This is a genomic window from Pseudomonas sp. DC1.2 (assembly GCF_034351645.1).
In the GTDB taxonomy this organism is placed as follows: Bacteria; Pseudomonadota; Gammaproteobacteria; order Pseudomonadales; family Pseudomonadaceae; genus Aquipseudomonas.
This window is the reverse complement of the sequence record NZ_CP133782.1, coordinates 2,799,341-2,817,726: the sequence shown is the minus strand read 5'-3', so window position 1 is coordinate 2,817,726 and position 18,386 is coordinate 2,799,341. Positions and strand designations below refer to the sequence as shown.

Below are 18,386 nucleotides of genomic sequence, written 5' to 3'. Positions count from 1 at the left end.
CCTTTGCGTCAAGTCAGAACTGCCAGTCCAGGGTCAGGCCCACACCGTGGTCTTTCTGGTTGGAACCGAGCAGCCCGTTGTAATCCAGGTTCAAGCGGATGTCGCGTGCCAAGGCCAATCCCGCCCGTGCGCCGATGACGGCGGCGTTGCGGTCCAGGGACACACTCTGCACGCTGAACCCGGTGTTGCCGTTGACGAAGGCCAAGTGATCTTCGGAACGGGTGTTACTCAGGTTGTGCTGCCAGCCAAAGCTGCCGGACAGCTCCAGTTTTTGCTGATCGGACAGCACAATCGTTTTGCCCGCCCGCAGGCCAAGTGTCGATAACACCGCGTCGCGATTGTCTTCGCTGCCCCTGAGCGCAGCGGCATCGCCCTTCTCGGTGAAGCCGTCGCTGTTCACATGCACGTAAGCCAGGTTGCCGAAGGGCTCCAGAGTCAACGGCTGCACGTTCAGCCGATACGCCGCTTCGGTGAACAGTTGCGCGGTCGTCGCATCACGCTTGGTTTTCTGCTGGCCGCTGACGTCACCGAATTGCAGTTCACGCTTCACATCCGCGCGATGCCAGCTGTAAGCCCCGCCGACGCTCAGGCGCAGGGCATCAACTGCATGCCCCAGATACGCTCCCAAGTGGTAGCTGTCGACAGAGGCCGACGAGTGCGTACCGTCGCCCATACTCAAAGAACTGTCGCTATAACCGGTAACGAAACCCAAGCGGGTATCTTCAGTGATCAACGCGTCAGCACCGGCCAGCAACCCACTGATGGAGTTGATAGCGCTGGCGTTGGCATGACCACCCTCGCTTTTGCCCCAGGCGCCCAGCACTTTGACCCACGCGTTGTTTGGGTCGTTGCCAGGGGCGGCGTCAAACACATCACGCTCGCGCAAACGCTCACCGACCGCATCACGCAAGTAGCGACTGTCGTTGATCAACAGTGTGGTGATGGCCGGGTGAATTTCACCGGACAGTTGCTGGAAGGCTTGCTGCGCGACCGCTGCTGTCGGCGACAGCAGCAGGCTTTCGTACAGCGCATTGCCGGCCCCCAGTTGTTCGGCTGCGGCCGCCACGGCGCGTTGATTCGGGGTCAGGCCGGCACTGGTGAACGAGGTCAAGTTACGTTCAACCACCAGTTGAATGCCGTTGGCCGAGTAATCCAGGCTACCGCCAATGAACAGGTAATTCGGCACCACCGCGCCGAACTGGCCTTGAATACCGCCAGCCGCTTGCAGAATGTTGTAAGAATGGCCGAGCAGCGTTTTAGCTTCTGCCGTGGTCAGCAGCGTTGGGCTATTTTCCAGGGACAGGCTCACGGTCGCGCCGTCGATGAGCGCTTTGCCGCCAGCAATGATCTGATCGCTGCTGCTGGGTGACAGTTCGACGGCATACGTCGAGCCGGGTTCGAAGATGACATCGCCGGTCACCCGCAAAGTGCCGATTGAGTTGCCGGGGGCCACGGTGCCGCCACTCTTCGCCGTCAATGCGCCGATACGACCGTTGCCCCCGAGAATGCCGCTGTCATTGACCGTAACCGCCGACAGCAGCGAACCGTTGATGGCCAGCCGGCCCTGATTCACCAGCGTCGGGCCCGCATACGTGTTGGCGCCCGTCAGCACCAGCGTGCCGATCCCTTGCTTGGTCAGGCCGCCATGCCCGGAAATATCGTTGCGCCAAACGTCGAGCCCACACTGCACGTCGTTGCACACCCGTTCCGTGGGTTTACCGGCGTCGATGACGGCGCCGATGCCCGGCAAGTCGGCGACAAACTGGCTAGCGCCATAAGCACCCTCGATGCGCAGCGCCTGGGGGATATCTTGCTCAGTCACCAGCATCGCTGGACCGTCGATACCCTTGCGTAAATTGATCATGCCCCAACCGTACAGCTCATCGATGCCAGGGGCGCCGAGGTCGGTGGCCGTCGTGCGCAACACGCTAGCCACCTGAGCCCCGGTCATGTACGGAAAGCGCTCCATGAGCACCGCCATGGAACCGGCAACGTGGGGTGCCGCCATTGACGTACCGTTGTAGTTGGCGTAGCCGGTGGTCAGGTCCTGGGCGTTGGTGCCACTGATGATTGAGCTGTAGATTTTGCTGCCCGGAGCGGCCACACAAAAACTCGCCGTGTAGCCACAGCGCGAAGAGAACGTGCTGATGGTGTAGAGGTTGCTGCTGGTGAGATCAGGGTTTTGTTGCAGCGCTGCCACGGTGACCCAGTTGGGCGCAATTTGTGGCACGAAGTACCCCAAGCCTGCGATGGCGTCGGGGTTATTGAGGTTGTAGTCGTTACCCGCGGCGAAGATCGTCACGATACCGCTTCGGGCGGCGGCAATGGCGCCGTCATAGGCCCCACCCGGTTTGGTCCCCAGCAGCGGGCGGATCTCATTGAATTGCAACTGCGCGTCCTGCACGGTGAAATTCGGATAGGCCGGGTTACGGCCGCCCAAGGTAAAGCGATCGGTGATACCGATCCCCCAACTGTTGTTGATGACACGGGCACCGCTGGCGATCAAGGCATCCCATCCCGCTTTGTACACGGCGCCATCGTTACCGCGAATAATGCCGTCCTCCGGGCCAGGGTCGCCGTTGTCGGCACTGATGATCTGCGCAGCGAAAGCCACCCCATGCATGGGCCCGCCATCGCGGCTACCGGCGGCGATCCCACCGACGTGGGTGCCGTGGGCGCCGAGCTTGCCATTGGAGCCCACCGAAGGCGCTCCGTCATAACGAAACGCATCCCCGGCTTTGACCGGGATATAGGGGTCGGTGTATTCGCGAATTCCGCTGGTGACCAAGTTAATGACTTTTTGGGTGCCGGAAAACTCTGGGTGCGCGGCGTAGACCGGTTGGTCGAAGATGCCCAGTTTGATGCCTTTGCCGGTGTAGCCGGCGGCGTAGGCGTCTTGGGCGTTGATGGCGCCCACGCCCCAATCGGCATTGAACTCGGCACTGCGCCAACTGTTAGGGTCACCGATTTTTCCGCTTTCCACGTAAGGCGCGGCCTCGGCGGTGCCCCACATGGCCATAGCGCAGAGCAAGGCACGGCTGGGGGGTTTCCAGGTAAAAGCGCTGCCCGTTTGTGCGAGCGAATTGTTGTTGTTTTTAACGTCCATCCAACGACCATCCTTAGTTGTGTTGCCAAAATCCGTGGCAGTGAAAATGACCGCGCTAGAACTGCCAGTTGAGACTCAGACCGAGGCCATGGCTTTTCTCGCGGCTGGCCAGTTGGCCGGCGTAATCCACGTTCAAGCGAATATCCCGGCTCAAGGCCAGGCTAGCGCGCGTATTGAGCAGTGCCGCGTCGCGTACCAGCGGTGAGCTTTGCACCGCGAATGGCGCACTGCCGTTAGCGAATACCAAGTGTTGTTCAGCGTCGATAGTGTTCAGGTTGTGCTGCCAGCCGAGGCTGGCGCTCAGGTCCAGTGACTGCCGGCTGGACAGATTGACGGTTTTCAGTGCCCGTAAGCCCAAGGTGCCGAGCACCGCGTCGCGTTGATCGTCATGGCGTTGCAAAGCGCCCGCGTCACCCGTTTCGGTGAACCCGGCGCTGTCGAGATGCACGTAGGCCAGATTGGCGAAGGGTTCCAGTAACAACGGTTGCAGGTTCAGGCTATAGGCCGCTTCGCCAAACACTTGAGTGGTGGCGGCATCGACTTTGGCGTTTTGTCTGGCGCTGACGTCGGCGTATTGCAGGTCACGTTTGACATTGGCGCGATGCCAGCTGTACGCACCGCCGGCGCTCAAGCGCCATGCGCCCAGTTCATGGCCGGCATAGGCCCCCAGGTGATAACTGTCGACCTGTGCCGATGAGTGCATTCGCGACCCCATATTGACCGCACTGTCGCTATAGCCAATGACCAGGCCGAGTCGGGTTTGCTCATCCACCGCACCGTCGACACCGGCTAACAGGCCGCCAATCGAGGTCGTGTAGCTGGCGCTGTCATTTTGCTCATCGGTCTTGCCCCACGCTCCGAGGGCTTTGACCCAGCCGTTGCTTTGAGTGCCTTGTGCATCATTGAGACGCTCACCCACCGCATCGCGCAGGTAACGGGTGTCGTTGATCAACACCGAGTTCAATGCTGGATAGATTTCCCCTGACAACTGTTGGAACGCCTGCTGTGCGGAACGGGCGGTGGGCGACAGCAGCAGGCTTTCGAAAAGAGCGTTCCCCGCCCCTAACCCTTCCACGGCGTTGGCCACGGCACGCTGGTTGGGCGTTTGGCCAACGCTGGCGAAGCTCGTGGCGTTGCGCACCACACTCAGCGCAACGCTGTTCGCCGAGTAATCCAGACTGCCGCCAATGAACAGGTAGTTCGGCAACACAGTCCCGAACTGCCCCTGAATACCGCCCGCGGCTTGCAGAATGTTGTACTGATGACCGAGCAGGCTTTGCACTTGTTGGGGGCTGAGCACGGTCGGGCTGTTTTCCAGGGACAGGCTCACCGTGGCGCCATTGATTGTGGCGGCGCCGCCTGCAACGATACGGTCGCTGCGGGTGGGCGACAGCTCCACGGCGTAGGTTGAGCCCGGCGCAAACGTGACGTCGCCACTAACCTGCAAGGTGCCGATGGAGTTGCCTGGCGCCACGGTGGCGCCCGCGTTCGCGATCAGCGCGCCGATGCGGCCGGAGCCGCCCAGCGTTGCGCTTTCATTGACGATCACCGTGGACGCCAGTGAACCGTTGACTGACAGCAGGCCGCCATTGACCGTGGTCGGTCCGCGAAAGGTGTTGTCGCCCGTCAGCATCAGCCGTCCGGCACCCGACTTGATCAAGCTGCCTTGGTAAACCCGAGTGGCCGCTGCCGCATCACGTGCCATGCCCACGGCATAGTCGGTCTGATCCTGCTGGCTGGCACCGACCGGGACACCGTTCTCCCAGCCTTTGTTTTTCAAGGTCTGTTGCCAGGCGTTGTGTTCGGCGAGGTCTTCGGCCTGGCGCTGGATCAGTGCCTTGTCGCTGATGCCATTGCTCCATACATCACTTTGCCCTGCCCCCAGGTTAGCGTCGAAAGACCCAAGCAATTGCCCCGGTCCGCGCATCGCCCGGTCGAGATTGGCAACGCCCCAGCCGACCTGCGTGTTAGGCGCATCAGTGATTGAACCGTCGAGTTGGGTCGCGGTGGTCAGCAGCACTTGCAGTGCTTGCTGATTATTCATGTACGGATAGCGCTCCATCACCAATGCCAAGGCACCGGTGGCGTGGGGCGCCGACATTGAGGTGCCGGACTTGATCGCGTAACCGCCCCCCGCAATGGTGCTATCAATCTTCGCGCCGGGCGTGGTGATGCACCAGTATTTGGCGATACCGCACTGGTTGTACTTCTGCTGATTGCTTTGATCCAGCCCCGACACCGCCAGCCAGTGTCCTTCAAGGTCCGGCGTGAAATACGGCAGGGCCGAGCGCACGCTGGCATTCGGATAACCGCTGTTGCCCGCGCTGAACACGTTGATCACACCGCGACGCGAAACGTCAGCGGCAGCATCGAGCCAAGTGCCTTTGTTGAAGTGTTGCGCGTAGGCCGCCTGCAAGTCATCGAGGGTCCGGTAGCTGACATCCGGCGGCTGACTGCCCCAACTGTTGTTGATCGCTCGCACCCCCGCATCCGCGAGGGCGTTGTACACCGCACGGAAATAACGCGGATCGGGATTGGGTCCGAACAAGAAGCTGTCGTTCTTGTTGGTGTTGCCCACATAGATTTGCGCGTTGTACGCCACACCGTGCATGCCGTTGCCATCGCGCGAGGCGCCGAGGGTGCCGCTGACGTGCGTGCCGTGGGAGTCGTTATTGGCATTCAAGGTGCCATCGACGTTAAACGACGAACCATCGACGTAACTGCCACTGGCCATGACCGGATGGTAACGGTCAGTGGCGAACTCGGGATGAGTGGCATCGAAGCCAGAGTCGAGCGCGCCGATCTTCACGCCTTTGCCGGTGATACCGGCGGCGTAAGCCTGATCGGCCTGCATACGGCCCAGGCCCCAATCACGCTGAAACTCTGCTGATCGCCAACTGACGGGATCGCCGAGGGTGCCGGCTTCCTGATAGTGAGCCGTGGCCACGCCCGGCAGTGCGCAAACCAGGAGCAATAGCGTGCCGACCGCAATCGGCTTGATCTGTACGTCCTTGTGCATGTCTTCTCACATTCTTGTTTTTAGAGTGTTAGGCCCCCGATCCTGGGGGCCGTGCAGCGTGTTATCGGCTTTTGGTCCTCTGGTTTTGGCCAAACGCTTCGTCAACCCTGGCCAAGTCCTGTTCGTTCAAGGTCCCGGCGTAGTAATGCAACTTGGTCCAGGCCATCAAATAGTCGTAACGTGCCTGAGCCAGGTCGCGGCGGGTGGTAAATAGTTGTTGCTCGGCATTCAAGGCATCCAGATTGACTCGCTCACCACCGAGAATGCTTTGCTTGGTCGAAATCACCAACGCCTCGGCGGAAACCAGGGCTTTCTGATAGGCGCGCAGCTTGCTCACGCCCGATAGGCAGGCGCTGAACTGACGACGCAGTTGGATCAGTGTTTCGCGGGTCTTGCCGTCCAATTCGTACTCGGCCTGCTCCATATTGCGACTGGCCTGGCGCGTCGCGGCCGATACACCGCCACCGGCATACAGCGGCACGTTGACTTCGATGCCGATGGTGTTGGTGTCGTAGCGCTGGTTATAGGTGTTGCCACTTTCCGACTCGTTCTGGCGCACCGAGGCGTAGGCGCTGACTTTGGGCATGTGCCCGGCACGGTTGCGTTCGACCTCATAACGCGCCACTTCCACGGCCTGGCGTTGGGACGCCAGGTTCGGGTTGTTAGCCACCGCCATCTCGTGCCAGGTGTCGTAATTGGCCGGTTGCAGGGTGAAGGTCTGGAAGTGTTCCTCCAGCGGTGTCAGGTCGGCGATATTAAGCGCCGGCCCGCCAATCAGCGCGCCCAGCTCACGTAACGCAGCGTCCTGCTCGTCCCTGGCCTCGATTTCCTCGGCCGTGGCCAATTCATAACGCGACTCGGCCTCCAGAATGTCGGTGCGGGTGCCTTCCCCTTGGCGAAACATGTGTTCGTTCTGCTGGAACTGTTGCTCGAAGGCTTTCTTCTTCGCCTGGGCAATATCGATCTGGTCTTGAGCGAACAACGCCTTGGTGTAGTTTTCCAACACCCGAACCAGCAGTTCCTGGCTCTTGCCACGAAACGCTTCGTCGGCAAACAGCGATTGCGCCACGCCCTTGCGGTACGCCGCGTATGCTTCGTAGTCGATCAAAGGTTGTTGCAGGGTCAGGGTCGAGCCGTAACTGCTGTAGTTGCGATCATCGCTCTGGTTCTGCCCACGATCGTTGAGGTACGTGACCTTGGACGTGTTGCGGCCCTTGTTGTAGTTGTATCCCAGTTTGGGCAACAGGCCGGCACGGCCGATGATGCGATTTTCAAGGCCGGCATCGCGTTCCTTGATGGCGCCCAGAAACACCGGATCGTTGCGCAACGCTTGTTCGTAAACATCGAACGGCCCCATGGCCATCACACTGTTGCAGGTCAGCAACGCCAGCGTCGCTGCAAGCATCGAAAGCTTATTCATACAGCCGAACATCCTTATTCCTCGGTCAACGCGGAGCCTGCCCGGTCGAGCAGCGGTTTGAACAAATAGTTGAGGAGTGAACGCTCGCCGGTGCGCACGAACATTTCCGCCGGCATGCCCGGCTTGATTACCAGGCCGTTGAGCTTTTCCATGGCCTTATCACTGACGCTGCTGCGCAGCACGTAGTAAGGCGCACCGGTTTTCTCGTCGACCATTTGGTCCGCCGAGATCAGGCTGACCTCCCCTGGGACCCTTGGCGTGCGGCTTTGGTTGAACGCGGTAAAGAGGATGTCCACCGGCAGATGGGCGCCGACTTTGTCGATCAGGTTAACCGGCAGGTGACCCTCCACCTCAAGCCGGGTGCCCTGAGGCACAATTTCCAGCAAGGTTTCGCCCTGGCGGACAACGGCGCCTTCAGTGTGAACCCCAAGGTTGACGGCGATACCGTCGGCGGTGGCGATGATCTCGCGGTGTTGCAGATCGAAGCCGGCGGAAGTCAGCTGTTCCTTCAGGGTCACACTTTTAAGTTGTGCGTCGCCGAGTTGGCTCCTGACTTCTTTCTGGTATTCCTCGATGTGCTGTTGCAGCTTGAGTCTGGATTCGAGGATGCCCTGCTCAACCCGACCGCTTTCCCCGGCATTCTCGGCCAGTTGCTGTTGTATCTGCGACAGCTGACGCTGGTATTCCATGAGCCGATTACGTGGGATGTAGCCGCTGTCGGCCAGGGGCTGAAGGTTGCTCAATTGCTGTTGCAGAGAGCTGGCTTGGGCGCTCAAGTCCGTGCGCGCGCGGCGCATGCCGGCCAGTTGCGCGCTGGCCCCTTCGATGTTGGCGCGCAGGGCGCCCTGCTCCCGGGAATACGCTTCGCGGCGGCTGCTAAACAATTGACGCTGACCTTCAAGCACCAGCGACAGCCGCGCGTCCGCCTCGTTGCTCAGCTCGGCGGGGAAATTCACTTGTTTGAGGTTGTCGCGTTCGCTCTGCCATCGGGCGACACTGGCCCACGCCATGCGGTACTGCGCTTGCAACGAATCGACATCGGCGGCAGCCTGGGTCTGGTCGAGTTGGAACAGCGGCTGGCCTTGCTTCACCATCTGCCCCTCACGCACCAGAATCTGACTGACCACGCCATTGCTCATCGATTGCACAGCCTTGCGTTTACCCGACACCACGACCGTGCCTTGCACCGGAATACCCTGATCAAGCGGCGCGAGGCTGGCCCAGGTGAAAAAACTGCCGGCCCCAACGATGGCAAGTACCCAGCCCATCCGGGCAAAAAAACGGGCGTCGCGTTCAGGACGCTCGGCGATGTAATCGTGTTCCAGCGTGGCTTCGTTTTCAGCCTTCATGCGTGCGCTGCTCATACACCCGAATTCCTTGTCGTGGGCTGATACTGGCGGCTCATGCTGAGCCCACCCGGTGCTTGCGCAGGTTTTTCTCGTGTGTGTTCCTGAGCGCCGGATAACGCTTTAAGCACGTCCTGGCTGTGGCCGAAGGCCTGTAAACGTCCATCATTGAGCACCAGCAATTTGTCTGCCTGAGCGAGTGCCGAGGACCGATGAGTAACCAGAATCACAGTGGTGCCCCGAGCCTTCATGTGAACGATCGCGCTGGCCAACGCCGCTTCGCCGACGGTGTCAAGGTTGGAGTTCGGTTCATCCAGCACTACCAGGCTCGGGTTGCCGTAAAGGGCACGGGCCAGGGCGACGCGTTGCTTCTGACCACCGGACAAGCCGCTGCCGTCTTCACCGAGCACCGTGTCGTAGCCCTGCGGCATACGCAGGATCAGCTCATGGACCCCGGCGTGTTGCGCCGCTTCCACTACTTTTTGCGAATCGGCGTCCCGGAAGCGGGCGATGTTTTGCGCGATGCTACCGCTGAACAATTCGATGTCCTGGGGCAAGTAGCCGATGTAAGGGCCCAGGTCGTCGCGGTTCCAGCGGTGGATGTCCGCACCGTCGAGTCGCACCGTACCGCCCAGTGTCGGCCAGACACCGACCAACACCCTGGCCAGCGTCGATTTGCCGGACCCGGAAGCCCCGAGCACGCCCAGCACTTCCCCGGCCCCCAGGCTGAAGTTGACCTGGTGCAAAGTCGCCGCGCGTTGCCCCGGAGGGCCTGCACTGACTTGTTCAAAGCTGATCTGCCCCTTGGGCGCCGGCAGCTCCATCGCAGCGTCGCTGGGTGGATAGGCTTGCAGCAACGCGTCGAGACGACGGTAAGCGAGTTTCGCGCCGCTCCATTGTTTCCAGACCGCAATCAGTTGATCGATAGGGCTCAGGACACGGCCCATCAGGATCGAGCCAGCAATCATCATCCCGGCGGTCATGTCGCCCTTGATCACCAGCAAGGCACCGAGTCCCAGCACCAGCGATTGCAGGCACAGGCGCAAGGTTTTGCTTAACGAACTGATGACGGCGCCGGTGTCACTGGCTTGGTTCTGCAAACCGAGAAAGCGCGAGTGAACCTCAAACCAACGTTTGCGCAAGGCGCCGAGCATGCCCATGGCCTGAATGGTTTCGGCGTTATGCAAGTGGCTGGTGGCCAGTTGGCTGGACTTCTGGGAATAGCCCGCCGCTTCTCCCAGCGGCTTTTTAGTCATGAATTCGTTGAGACACGCCAGGCCAATCAGCAGCACCGCGCCGGCCGTGGCCAATACCCCCAGCCAGACGTTGAACAGGAAGATCACAAATAGATACACCGGGAACCAGGGTGCATCAAAGAACGCGAACAGTGCCGGGCCAGTAACGAACTGGCGAATATGGGTCAAATCGCCGAGTGACTGGCCGGCGTTGCCCTCGCCCTTGAACAGATTGCGTTCAAATGCGGCCTGATAGACCCGCAGGTTAAAGCGTCGCTCCAATTGGCTACCAATACGGATAACGATGAAACTGCGGACGATTTCCAGCAAACCGATAAATACAAAGAAACCGACCACCATCAACGACAACATGGCGAGTGTGGTTTGGTTTTGCGACGAAAGTACTCGGTCATAAACCTGGAGCATGTAAATCGACGGCACCAGCATCAATACGTTGATCAGTGCTGTAAAACAACCCACGCTGATCAGGGTGCTTTTATAGTCGCCCAACGCCTTGAATAACGGTGCGGTCCCTGAGACCTTCGCCATCTTCATTGATTCTTCCTGAAGTAAGACCCCCGCTCTGCGTTGGCGAGGTTTTAATTAACTGCCCGCCCACGGGCCGAGACATTTACTCTCAGTTGTACGTTACAAATGAATAACAACTTCTCTATGGACAACAAAGCCAGTTATTCATCTGCCACTTATAACTGCGAGGGCGCGCGTTATATTCAACGACGTGCGTTGGTCTGACACCGTCCGTTCAAGACGCGGTGCGCGTTAACGTAATGATCAGCCCTGACTTCAACGTGCTTTGATAAAGACCGGCACGTTGCCGACTAAAAAATACAATCCTGGAACCTTCCTTGCCGGTGATCGCAATGCCATCGGGCTCCGGGAACCAGCCGATGGCGGTGTCGCTCAACCAGGCACTAAGGCACTGCGCACCATTGCCAAGCGTTTGCTTTTTATCCAGTTCAATAACGCAAACGTTGGAGGGTTTGTCTTGCTGCGAAAGCGACTCGGACGAGTCTTCCGGGGCGCTCAAGGTCGCGTGCCATGTCCCTGCCAATTCTGACGGGTCGGCTAATCTCAGGCTGCTTGCCATGGTTACATCTCCAAGAAACATCATCAGCGTCGCCAACAGCCACGCGGTTGCTTTATAGATCAAAACGTTATGGGTCATAGGCGGTTTTACTCCAACGCGTAGCCTTACTCACAGCAGGCAGCGATGCAAGGCCAGAGAGCGGCGCATCGGCGCCGCTCTCCTTGGCTGCCGTGGATCAGGCCACGATGTCCGTGGTAGCTGCCTGGCCAACGGTGCTGACCAGGAAATCAGCCACGCCGTGTCCGGAGAAGTCCACCGACAACAGGCTGTTGCCACCCGAGGAGGTCAACACCGCATCGCCCGCCGCACCGGTAAACGAATTCACGAAGTGCAGGCCCGCGCCTTTGGTAATGCCGGTCAAGTCGATTTTGTCCAGACCACTGACAAAGTCCATGATCTGATCGGCTGCACCTGGCTTGGAGTCGCTGCTGGCGGCGAACACGAAGGTGTCCGAACCTGCACCGCCCCACAGCTTGTCCGCCCCACCCGCGCCGTAGAGGATGTCGTTACCGGCACCGCCCTTCAGTTCGTTGGCCGCACTGTTACCGATCAAGAGGTCATTGCCCGAACCGCCGATGGCGTTTTCGATTGTGACGCCCTTGGCGATGGACACGTTACCCACCATGCCGCCAACGTCTGAGAACGAGGCTTCATTGAGGTTGATCTTCTGGTTCTGGGTAAAGCCAGAGAAATCGAAAGTGTCCTTGCCACCCGCATCCCAAACCGAGAACACCAGCTTGTCGCTCGATGACGTCGCGCTCAGGAAGTCACGACCCGCATTGGAGTTGAAGCCGTAGGTGGTGTCTCCAGTACGGGTGTCCATGTTGGCGCCGTAGAGCTTCTGGATCGCCGCAATATCGTCCATCAGTGGGCCCGACGAATACGCTTCGACGCCGCCCTTGCTGAAGTTCTGGCTGGTATTGCTTTCACTCCAGTAGCTCATGAGGCTGTAGCCACGGGTGTCTTGGCCGTAGGACGCGTCGTTGTAAGTCGGGCTGCCTTCGCCGGCGTTGTAGTCGCCAGGGTGAGACAGGCCCAAGGTGTGGCCGATTTCGTGAGTCAGGGTCTGGCGACCGTAATTATTCACGCCAGGCGTCTTGTTAACGTTGTAGCCGCTACCGGTCAAGTACCAGGATTGGCCGTCGTAGCCTGGCTCGGTCCCTGGCAGAAAAGCAAACGCCGCCGCGCCTTCCTGGCCGCCGCTGTAGTTACCAAAGGTCATGTGACCGTCGCCACCCTTGGCCGCTTCGGCAAAGGTGACATTGGCCACATCCGCCCACGATTGCATGGCGAGCACGGCCTGAGTTTTTTGCAAGGCGCTGAACTGACTGAAACCGGTGACGCCCAGGCCGCTGAAGTTCGAGGTCTGAGAAGTCAGAAAGGTGTAGGTCAGTTCGATCTTGCCGCTGCCGTTGAGGTCGTGCCAGGAAGCACCATCACGCAGCAGTTGAGTCGCGGCTTGATCCACCGAGAAGGACGGTTTGCCATTGACCGTAAGATTGCCGCCACGGTCGTACTGATGACTGAAGCTATCGATCTGGTTGAACGCAGAGCTGGGTGCGGCCAGCGATTGCGGTGCCAGGAACGCCTGTTCGGCGGCATCAATAGCGTTGTCTTTTACTTTCGACATAAACACACTTCCTTGTTAAGCAATGGAACAGTTTTTGTCAGATAGCGACAATCTCTGGCGAGATCGTCCTATCACTCGCCCAATGAAGGCGTAAGAAACCTGACACAATTTGAAATCAAACGTCTACTATTTTTTTCAGGTCAAATTGTACTGTTCCAGCAAGTGCCCGGAAACATGGCGTGCGCTGTATAAATATTGTTTCAATAACGAGGGGGCGGCCTGATTGTCCGACAATTAGCTATTTAAATATTAAATAACCGTAAGTTGTTTTTTGTTGAGGGCTTCTCATATTTTTGGATGCGCTAATATAGGTGCCAGTGTAATGACATCAACTAAGCTAACGGCCGGTAAGCATTGATCGGTTCAACTGCCGGTACGAATTTTTCGTTGCAGATGCACGCGCCCATACGTTCAATAATCAGCGGCATCGCTTCCAAGTCTGACAACCTTGCCATCATCTTCGGGTTCGGATAGACCTTGGTGCCGTTGTTATTGGCAGGCAAGCAAAAGATCAAAACGCCGTTTACTGCATGAAACCTTCCATGAATCCCGCCATACCACTGGCCAGCTTGCGCCGCCAGGGTGCAGTGGTGGGATTGGCCAAGGTCTTATCCTCGTGGACAAAGCTGCGAATGATTGCGTTATAGCCGAGCCAGCGGCAGGGTTCACGTTCCAATGCTCTCAGCGTCTCGAACCCGCCCTGCGCGATTACCCAAGGTTGGCGCAGCAACTCGGTATCACGCTCCAGGATCAGATCGGCCAAGGTTCGCCCGCCGAGATTGCTGGCACCGACGCCCTCCCCGCCATAACCGCCGGACAAGGCGACGCCGTTGGCCCGATCACAGAACATGTGCGGTTTGAAGCGCCGGGACATGTCCAGATTGCCGCCCCAGACGTGGGTAATTCGGACAGGTTTGAGCTGAGGGGAAAGTTCGCTGAACAGATACCGACGCAGCCCCACTTCGCGGGCCGTCAAGTCGAACGCATGACGCAACTTGCCGGCAAACTGATCGCCCGAACACCAGGCGATTATCGGCCGTGCGCTGGCCGTAGGTGACTTGGCGGCTCGCTTCGCTAAAGGCCTGACCACGGCTCAGGCCAATTTCGTCCCAGGTTGCGGCGGACAGCGACTCCCTGGCGACCAGTAAACTCTGCACCGGCAGCTGATAGCGGCCCAGCGGCGGCAGCGAAACGGCATAACCCTCTACCGCAGGCACAATCCAGTGACTGCGAGCGTGGGCCTTGGCTGTGCGCAGGCTGCCCGACTGCCAGTGAGTACCCGGGCTATTTTCATAAATATTGACGCCCATGTGCGCGACCGTTTGCGCCAGTCCTCGAACCAACTTTGCCGGGTGAATGGTCGCAACATGCGGTGCATAGATACCACCATAAGGTTTGGCAATTCTGATCTGTTGACCCAACTGCTCTGGGCTGAGCCAGCGGTAATCACTTTCGGGCAGGCCCTGGCGGTAGAGCGCGTCCAGATAGTGCCGCAAGCTGGTTTCCTGCTCCGGGTAACGCGCGGCGCAATACAGCACGCCGACTTGCGGTAATCGCAGTCGATACCCTCGCGTTCGATGACGATCTCAACTTCATCGGGAATGCCATGTAGTAAATCAAACGACGCGCGCCGCGCTTCGGCAAGCGAATGGGCAAGCAAGCGATCCTCACCCAGCAGGTTGCCCATCAGCCAGCCGCCATTGCGGCCCGAGGCACCAAACCCGGCGGTTTGCGCCTCGATGATTGCAATCTCCAGGCCCGGCGCCCGTATCGGTAAAAGCTTTGGCCCAGTACCTGATTCAACAAATAAGAAATCTGATTACGGCTGTAGCCGCACTCCTTTGCCACTTGTTGCAGGTCCAGTTCGGGGTCCAGATAAGGTTGCTGACGCTTGAAATACTGTTGCAGGTCTTCGGCCATGAAGCTCAACTGGCGCGGTGATAACCCTAAGCGGCTGACCGCTGGACGCAGGATCCAGGGAACCTTGCCGGGGGCCTGTTCGCGCACCAGAGAGATGTACTAATTGACACGCCAGATCAGCCCGTCACGCACAGTAATGGCTTCGCTGGCGCGAAAAGACACCAAGCCCTCGCCGCCACGCAAGGTCAGTTGGTACTGAATGAACGCCGTGTTGCCATCCAGCCGAATGCGGTCAGAATGCTCCAGCGCCTCGCCAGGGTTGCGCGGCGTGCTGACACGCACATAGTCGCGCAGCTCATCCAGCGGCATAAGGCGGTTCTGGAAAAAATCGTTGTACTGGATATCCGGGTGATAGAGCGCCATGAAGCCCTCCAAATCCCGGTGTTTCCAGCACAGGTGGTAGCGCATGACTGTCTCGCCCGTAACGGCGGTTTGAGGCGGACCATCATCATCGACGTGCATAAGGCGCTCGGCGAAAAACCCCCAGCTTGCCGAAGTTTTACTTCGGCTTCAATGGCCAGTGAATCGCCTCGCAATAGTGGCGTTTTGGCAAAAATCACTCGAAGCGTGATCTACATCAAAAAACCTCGAGCAATCGCCAAACGGACTGAAAAAAGCCACATGGCTTTCACATCACGGTGCTACTTTTAAAGGCAATAACTGGTTGAGCCATTGAAGGCTCTTCCCTCCTCACGTGAGCTAAAGGAAGCGCTCGATGACTAAGGCGGGCAACACATGAACAAAGGTTCATTCAGTAAAGTCACCTTTCCAAACGCCTGCCAGTTGATGCGTTGGCATTTTCATCCCATGGGTTTCGAAGCGAGCATGGATGCGCCAGGCAGCATGATTGTTCGCCTTTTTGATCGAGGCACAGGCGTAACCATGATCGCCATTGCAGGTATCCCCTGCATGACGGTTATGAATGCTGCCGATGTAGAACGAATAATTGAAGCCGTGGAAGATGAACTGGAAGCGTTCGTTCCTCCGTTGGCACTCAGAAGCTATGCCTAACAGCCCAGCAGATAACAAGCAGCCCACCTGATGTGGGCTTCTTTATGCGTGTCTATTCGGGCCCAGTCGCTCGCGCCCCTTGATTACAGCCGTTTATGACGCTGACGGTGATCGGCAAAAAATGCTTTGCCCTGACCAATACGGTCAGAAGCCTTGGGCAGGTTCACGGCCTGGGTGTCCTGACCATCGATATACCAATAGCAATGACTCACCGCCCGCGTAATGCCGACGTAGGCTAGCCGAAGGATTTCGTCTTTCTGGGCGCTGTCGTAAGGCTCACTGTCACCTGTCTTACCGAGCCCGGCCATTCGGTAGACCTGGTTCTTAAAAGGCGAACTCGTGAGATGTTGGCAGTCGCCGAGCAAGAAGACTGCGTCTGCCTGAAGGCCCTTGGCGCTGTGGTAGGTCAATTGCTTGAGGCGTCGAGAGTCGTGCGACAAACTAGAATCAACATTAACTACAGAACGAATATGCTCTTCTATCAATAACTTATCGCTACTTTTTCGATAAAGCATTAAGACCGAATCGCCCTTTTTATAGTGCTCAATCAACCGCAGCGCCATGCTCTGATCGTCACGATCCAGCACATTCACCGGCAACAGCGTCTTGGGCTCACCACTGGCCTTGGCCTTCTTGCCTGGAATTGCCGGTGCGGCACGGACAATATGTTCAGCCGCATCAATGATGTGCTGATGGCTGCGGTAGTTATCGCTGAGCATCACGCGCGTGGTGCTCGGCGACGGGAACTCCTTGTTGAATTCCATGAAGTACGTTGGCGAACTGCCCCGCCAACCGTAGATTGACTGCCAGTCATCGCCCACACAGAGCAAGGACGAACGTTGCGCCCCGCGCCCTGCATGCAGGGTCGGACCACGACTGCGGATTTCGCTCAGGCTGGCACGAATCCAAGACACGATCTGCGGCGATACGTCCTGAAATTCATCGATCATCAAGTGCGACATGGGTCGCAGTATCTCGTTGCTGAGCAACTTGAGGTTTTCCGGCGAGCGCTCACTGAACAAGGCGAACATCCGGTTGTAGGTCATCACCGGCGGCTTCTGATCGAGCAGATGGTCTTCGAATGCTCTCCAAAACAGGCTCAATGCCTCGAAGAAAAAACGGTCCGGATCATCCTTGGCAAAGCTCATTTGGCTGACTGCGCCTGGCACATCAAGCCCGAGGTTCTCGATAAACCCTGCCGCGACGACAAAGCAGTCCAGCAAAGGTGCAGAGCTCAACTCACCCTTGACCTTGTAATCGAACCCCGGCCCAGCGCTGGCATCCCCGGCCAACGACGCAAGGACACGTTTAGATGACTCGTAACTATCCAACCATATCAATGGCTTACGGCAAAAAGCTTGAAACAGTGTGCGCTTTACCGCCCACTCGGCGCGAACCGACAGCTTCGCATTTGGACGACTGACCTGCGAGTTTTCCCTTGGGTCAAAGCCCAGTACCACCCAAGCGTCCAGAGCAGGAATAAAGCCATGAGCATGAAAGGTCGAACCGTTGATTTCGAACGACTGTCGGCTGGGCTCAATGCCCTTGATCGGCCAGGCGCCGGCACGAAACCACATGTCTTCAAGGGTGTCGCAGAGCTCTTCATCACGTTTGGCTGCGAGTTCGGTCACGGCCATGCGCTTCTGTACGTCGGGGTGATCGCGCTCAAGCTCCCGAAGTTGCAAGGCGTGACGGGACAAGGGCTGGATCAGCTCACGAAAACGCTCATCCTCAGTGAACAGGCGGTGATAGCAGGCGTTAAGTTGCTGGCGTTGAGCATCGTTGATCCGCAGGTCAAAAGGATTGCTGTCCACCTCCTCTTCACCTTGCGTGCGGTGGCTGAGATTCTCGAACGCTTGTAGTCGCTCAAACCCTGGCAAGCTGCGAACCATCGGCAAAATGCGCGAATGGAACGTGCGGACAAGGTCTCGCGCCTCTTTCAGGCTGAGTGCTCGCCCCCACAGGGCAAACAGCTCGATCAGCTTATTAATGAAATCTTTGCGCGACTCGCGGGTGAAGGTCACCACGGTCATGGCGTCGAGTTCAAATCCCAGGTAGTGAGCCAGCAGCAGAATGCGCAACACCAGCGTGGTCGATTTGCCGGCGCCTGCCCCGGCAATGACCGAAGTCGAAGGCGTATCGCTGAAAATCATCTTCCACTGTGCGGTACTAGGCTGAGCGTGTGGCGGTAGCAATCGGGCGACATCGGTTTTCATGCCCTTTTTGAGGTCGGCAGTCAGTGGCAGGCGCCAGTCGTCAAACAGCTTTTCGTCAATGCCCGGCGGCCGATGCTCATTGGAGCGCGTGTCGCGGATCAGCAACACCTGACGACCTTCTTCCAGCCCCTCAAGTTTGCCTTCCTTGAAGCCATATTCCACCCCTGCGCTGTGGCCGCTGCGAAAGCCATCGGCCTGGCCGTGCAACCACGACGCGCGGTGCTGCGCGCGCAACCGGGTCAAGCCATGACCAAAAAATCGGGCGGCCAGACGCTTGAGCAGCGGCATGTCCGCCAAAGGACGAAGTTCAGGGGGAAGATCGGGGGTGTGTTGCGCCACGCTGACTGACTCCAGGGTGAGAGACGGATGAGGGCT

Annotated in this window: 11 protein-coding genes and 2 pseudogenes; 1 reads left to right on the top strand and 12 read right to left on the bottom strand. The window is 58.5% G+C overall.

Annotated features, from left to right (window positions below; all coding sequences use genetic code 11):
- Positions 1-13 precede the first annotated feature (13 nt).
- The 11 genes and pseudogenes from RHM68_RS12775 to RHM68_RS12725 form a co-directional block, all read right to left on the bottom strand.
- Complete coding sequence (locus tag RHM68_RS12775) at positions 14-3,019, bottom strand: autotransporter domain-containing protein (protein ID WP_322223783.1); 3,006 nt, start codon at positions 3,017-3,019, stop codon at positions 14-16.
- 142 nt (positions 3,020-3,161) lie between these two features.
- A complete protein-coding gene (locus RHM68_RS12770; protein ID WP_322223511.1) occupies positions 3,162-6,125 on the bottom strand; it encodes an autotransporter domain-containing protein in 2,964 nt (987 codons plus the stop codon).
- A gap of 61 nt (positions 6,126-6,186) precedes the next feature.
- A complete protein-coding gene (locus tag RHM68_RS12765) occupies positions 6,187-7,557 on the bottom strand; it encodes a TolC family outer membrane protein (protein ID WP_322223509.1) in 1,371 nt (456 codons plus the stop codon).
- Positions 7,558-7,559: 2 nt separating this feature from the next.
- A complete protein-coding gene (locus tag RHM68_RS12760) occupies positions 7,560-8,909 on the bottom strand; it encodes an HlyD family type I secretion periplasmic adaptor subunit (protein WP_322223507.1) in 1,350 nt (449 codons plus the stop codon).
- Positions 8,906-10,681, bottom strand: coding sequence for a type I secretion system permease/ATPase (locus RHM68_RS12755; protein WP_322223505.1), 1,776 nt, complete (start codon positions 10,679-10,681; stop codon positions 8,906-8,908). Before RHM68_RS12755 ends, RHM68_RS12760 begins: the two co-directional genes overlap by 4 nt.
- A gap of 208 nt (positions 10,682-10,889) precedes the next feature.
- Positions 10,890-11,312, bottom strand: a complete 423-nt coding sequence (locus tag RHM68_RS12750; RefSeq protein ID WP_322223503.1) for an AprI/Inh family metalloprotease inhibitor — start codon at positions 11,310-11,312, stop codon at positions 10,890-10,892.
- 97 nt (positions 11,313-11,409) lie between these two features.
- Entirely contained in the window at positions 11,410-12,864 is a 1,455-nt protein-coding gene (locus RHM68_RS12745) for a serralysin family metalloprotease (RefSeq protein WP_322223500.1), read from the bottom strand.
- Between the two features lie 332 nt (positions 12,865-13,196).
- Positions 13,197-13,367, bottom strand: a complete 171-nt coding sequence (locus tag RHM68_RS12740) for a hypothetical protein (RefSeq protein WP_322223498.1) — start codon at positions 13,365-13,367, stop codon at positions 13,197-13,199.
- A gap of 20 nt (positions 13,368-13,387) precedes the next feature.
- Positions 13,388-13,738 (bottom strand): hypothetical protein, encoded by a 351-nt coding sequence (locus RHM68_RS12735; protein ID WP_322223496.1) that lies wholly within the window; start codon positions 13,736-13,738, stop codon positions 13,388-13,390.
- Positions 13,704-14,605, bottom strand: a pseudogene (locus RHM68_RS12730) (NAD(P)/FAD-dependent oxidoreductase). The gene RHM68_RS12735 and the pseudogene RHM68_RS12730 overlap by 35 nt, the downstream one beginning before the upstream one ends.
- Positions 14,554-15,246, bottom strand: a pseudogene (locus RHM68_RS12725) (nuclear transport factor 2 family protein); the annotation flags it as partial. The pseudogenes RHM68_RS12730 and RHM68_RS12725, both read right to left, overlap by 52 nt.
- A 273-nt stretch (positions 15,247-15,519) precedes the next feature.
- Here RHM68_RS12725 and RHM68_RS12720 point away from each other — a divergent pair.
- Positions 15,520-15,795: a DUF1652 domain-containing protein gene (locus RHM68_RS12720; protein ID WP_322223494.1), complete on the top strand. Its 276-nt coding sequence runs from the start codon at positions 15,520-15,522 to the stop codon at positions 15,793-15,795.
- A gap of 83 nt (positions 15,796-15,878) precedes the next feature.
- On the opposite strand, the gene RHM68_RS12715 is transcribed toward RHM68_RS12720, so the two are convergent.
- The gene (locus tag RHM68_RS12715; RefSeq protein ID WP_322223493.1) at positions 15,879-18,350 is read right to left on the bottom strand and encodes a UvrD-helicase domain-containing protein; all 2,472 of its coding nucleotides are present in this window, start codon (positions 18,348-18,350) and stop codon (positions 15,879-15,881) included.
- Between the last annotated feature and the right edge of the window lie 36 nt (positions 18,351-18,386).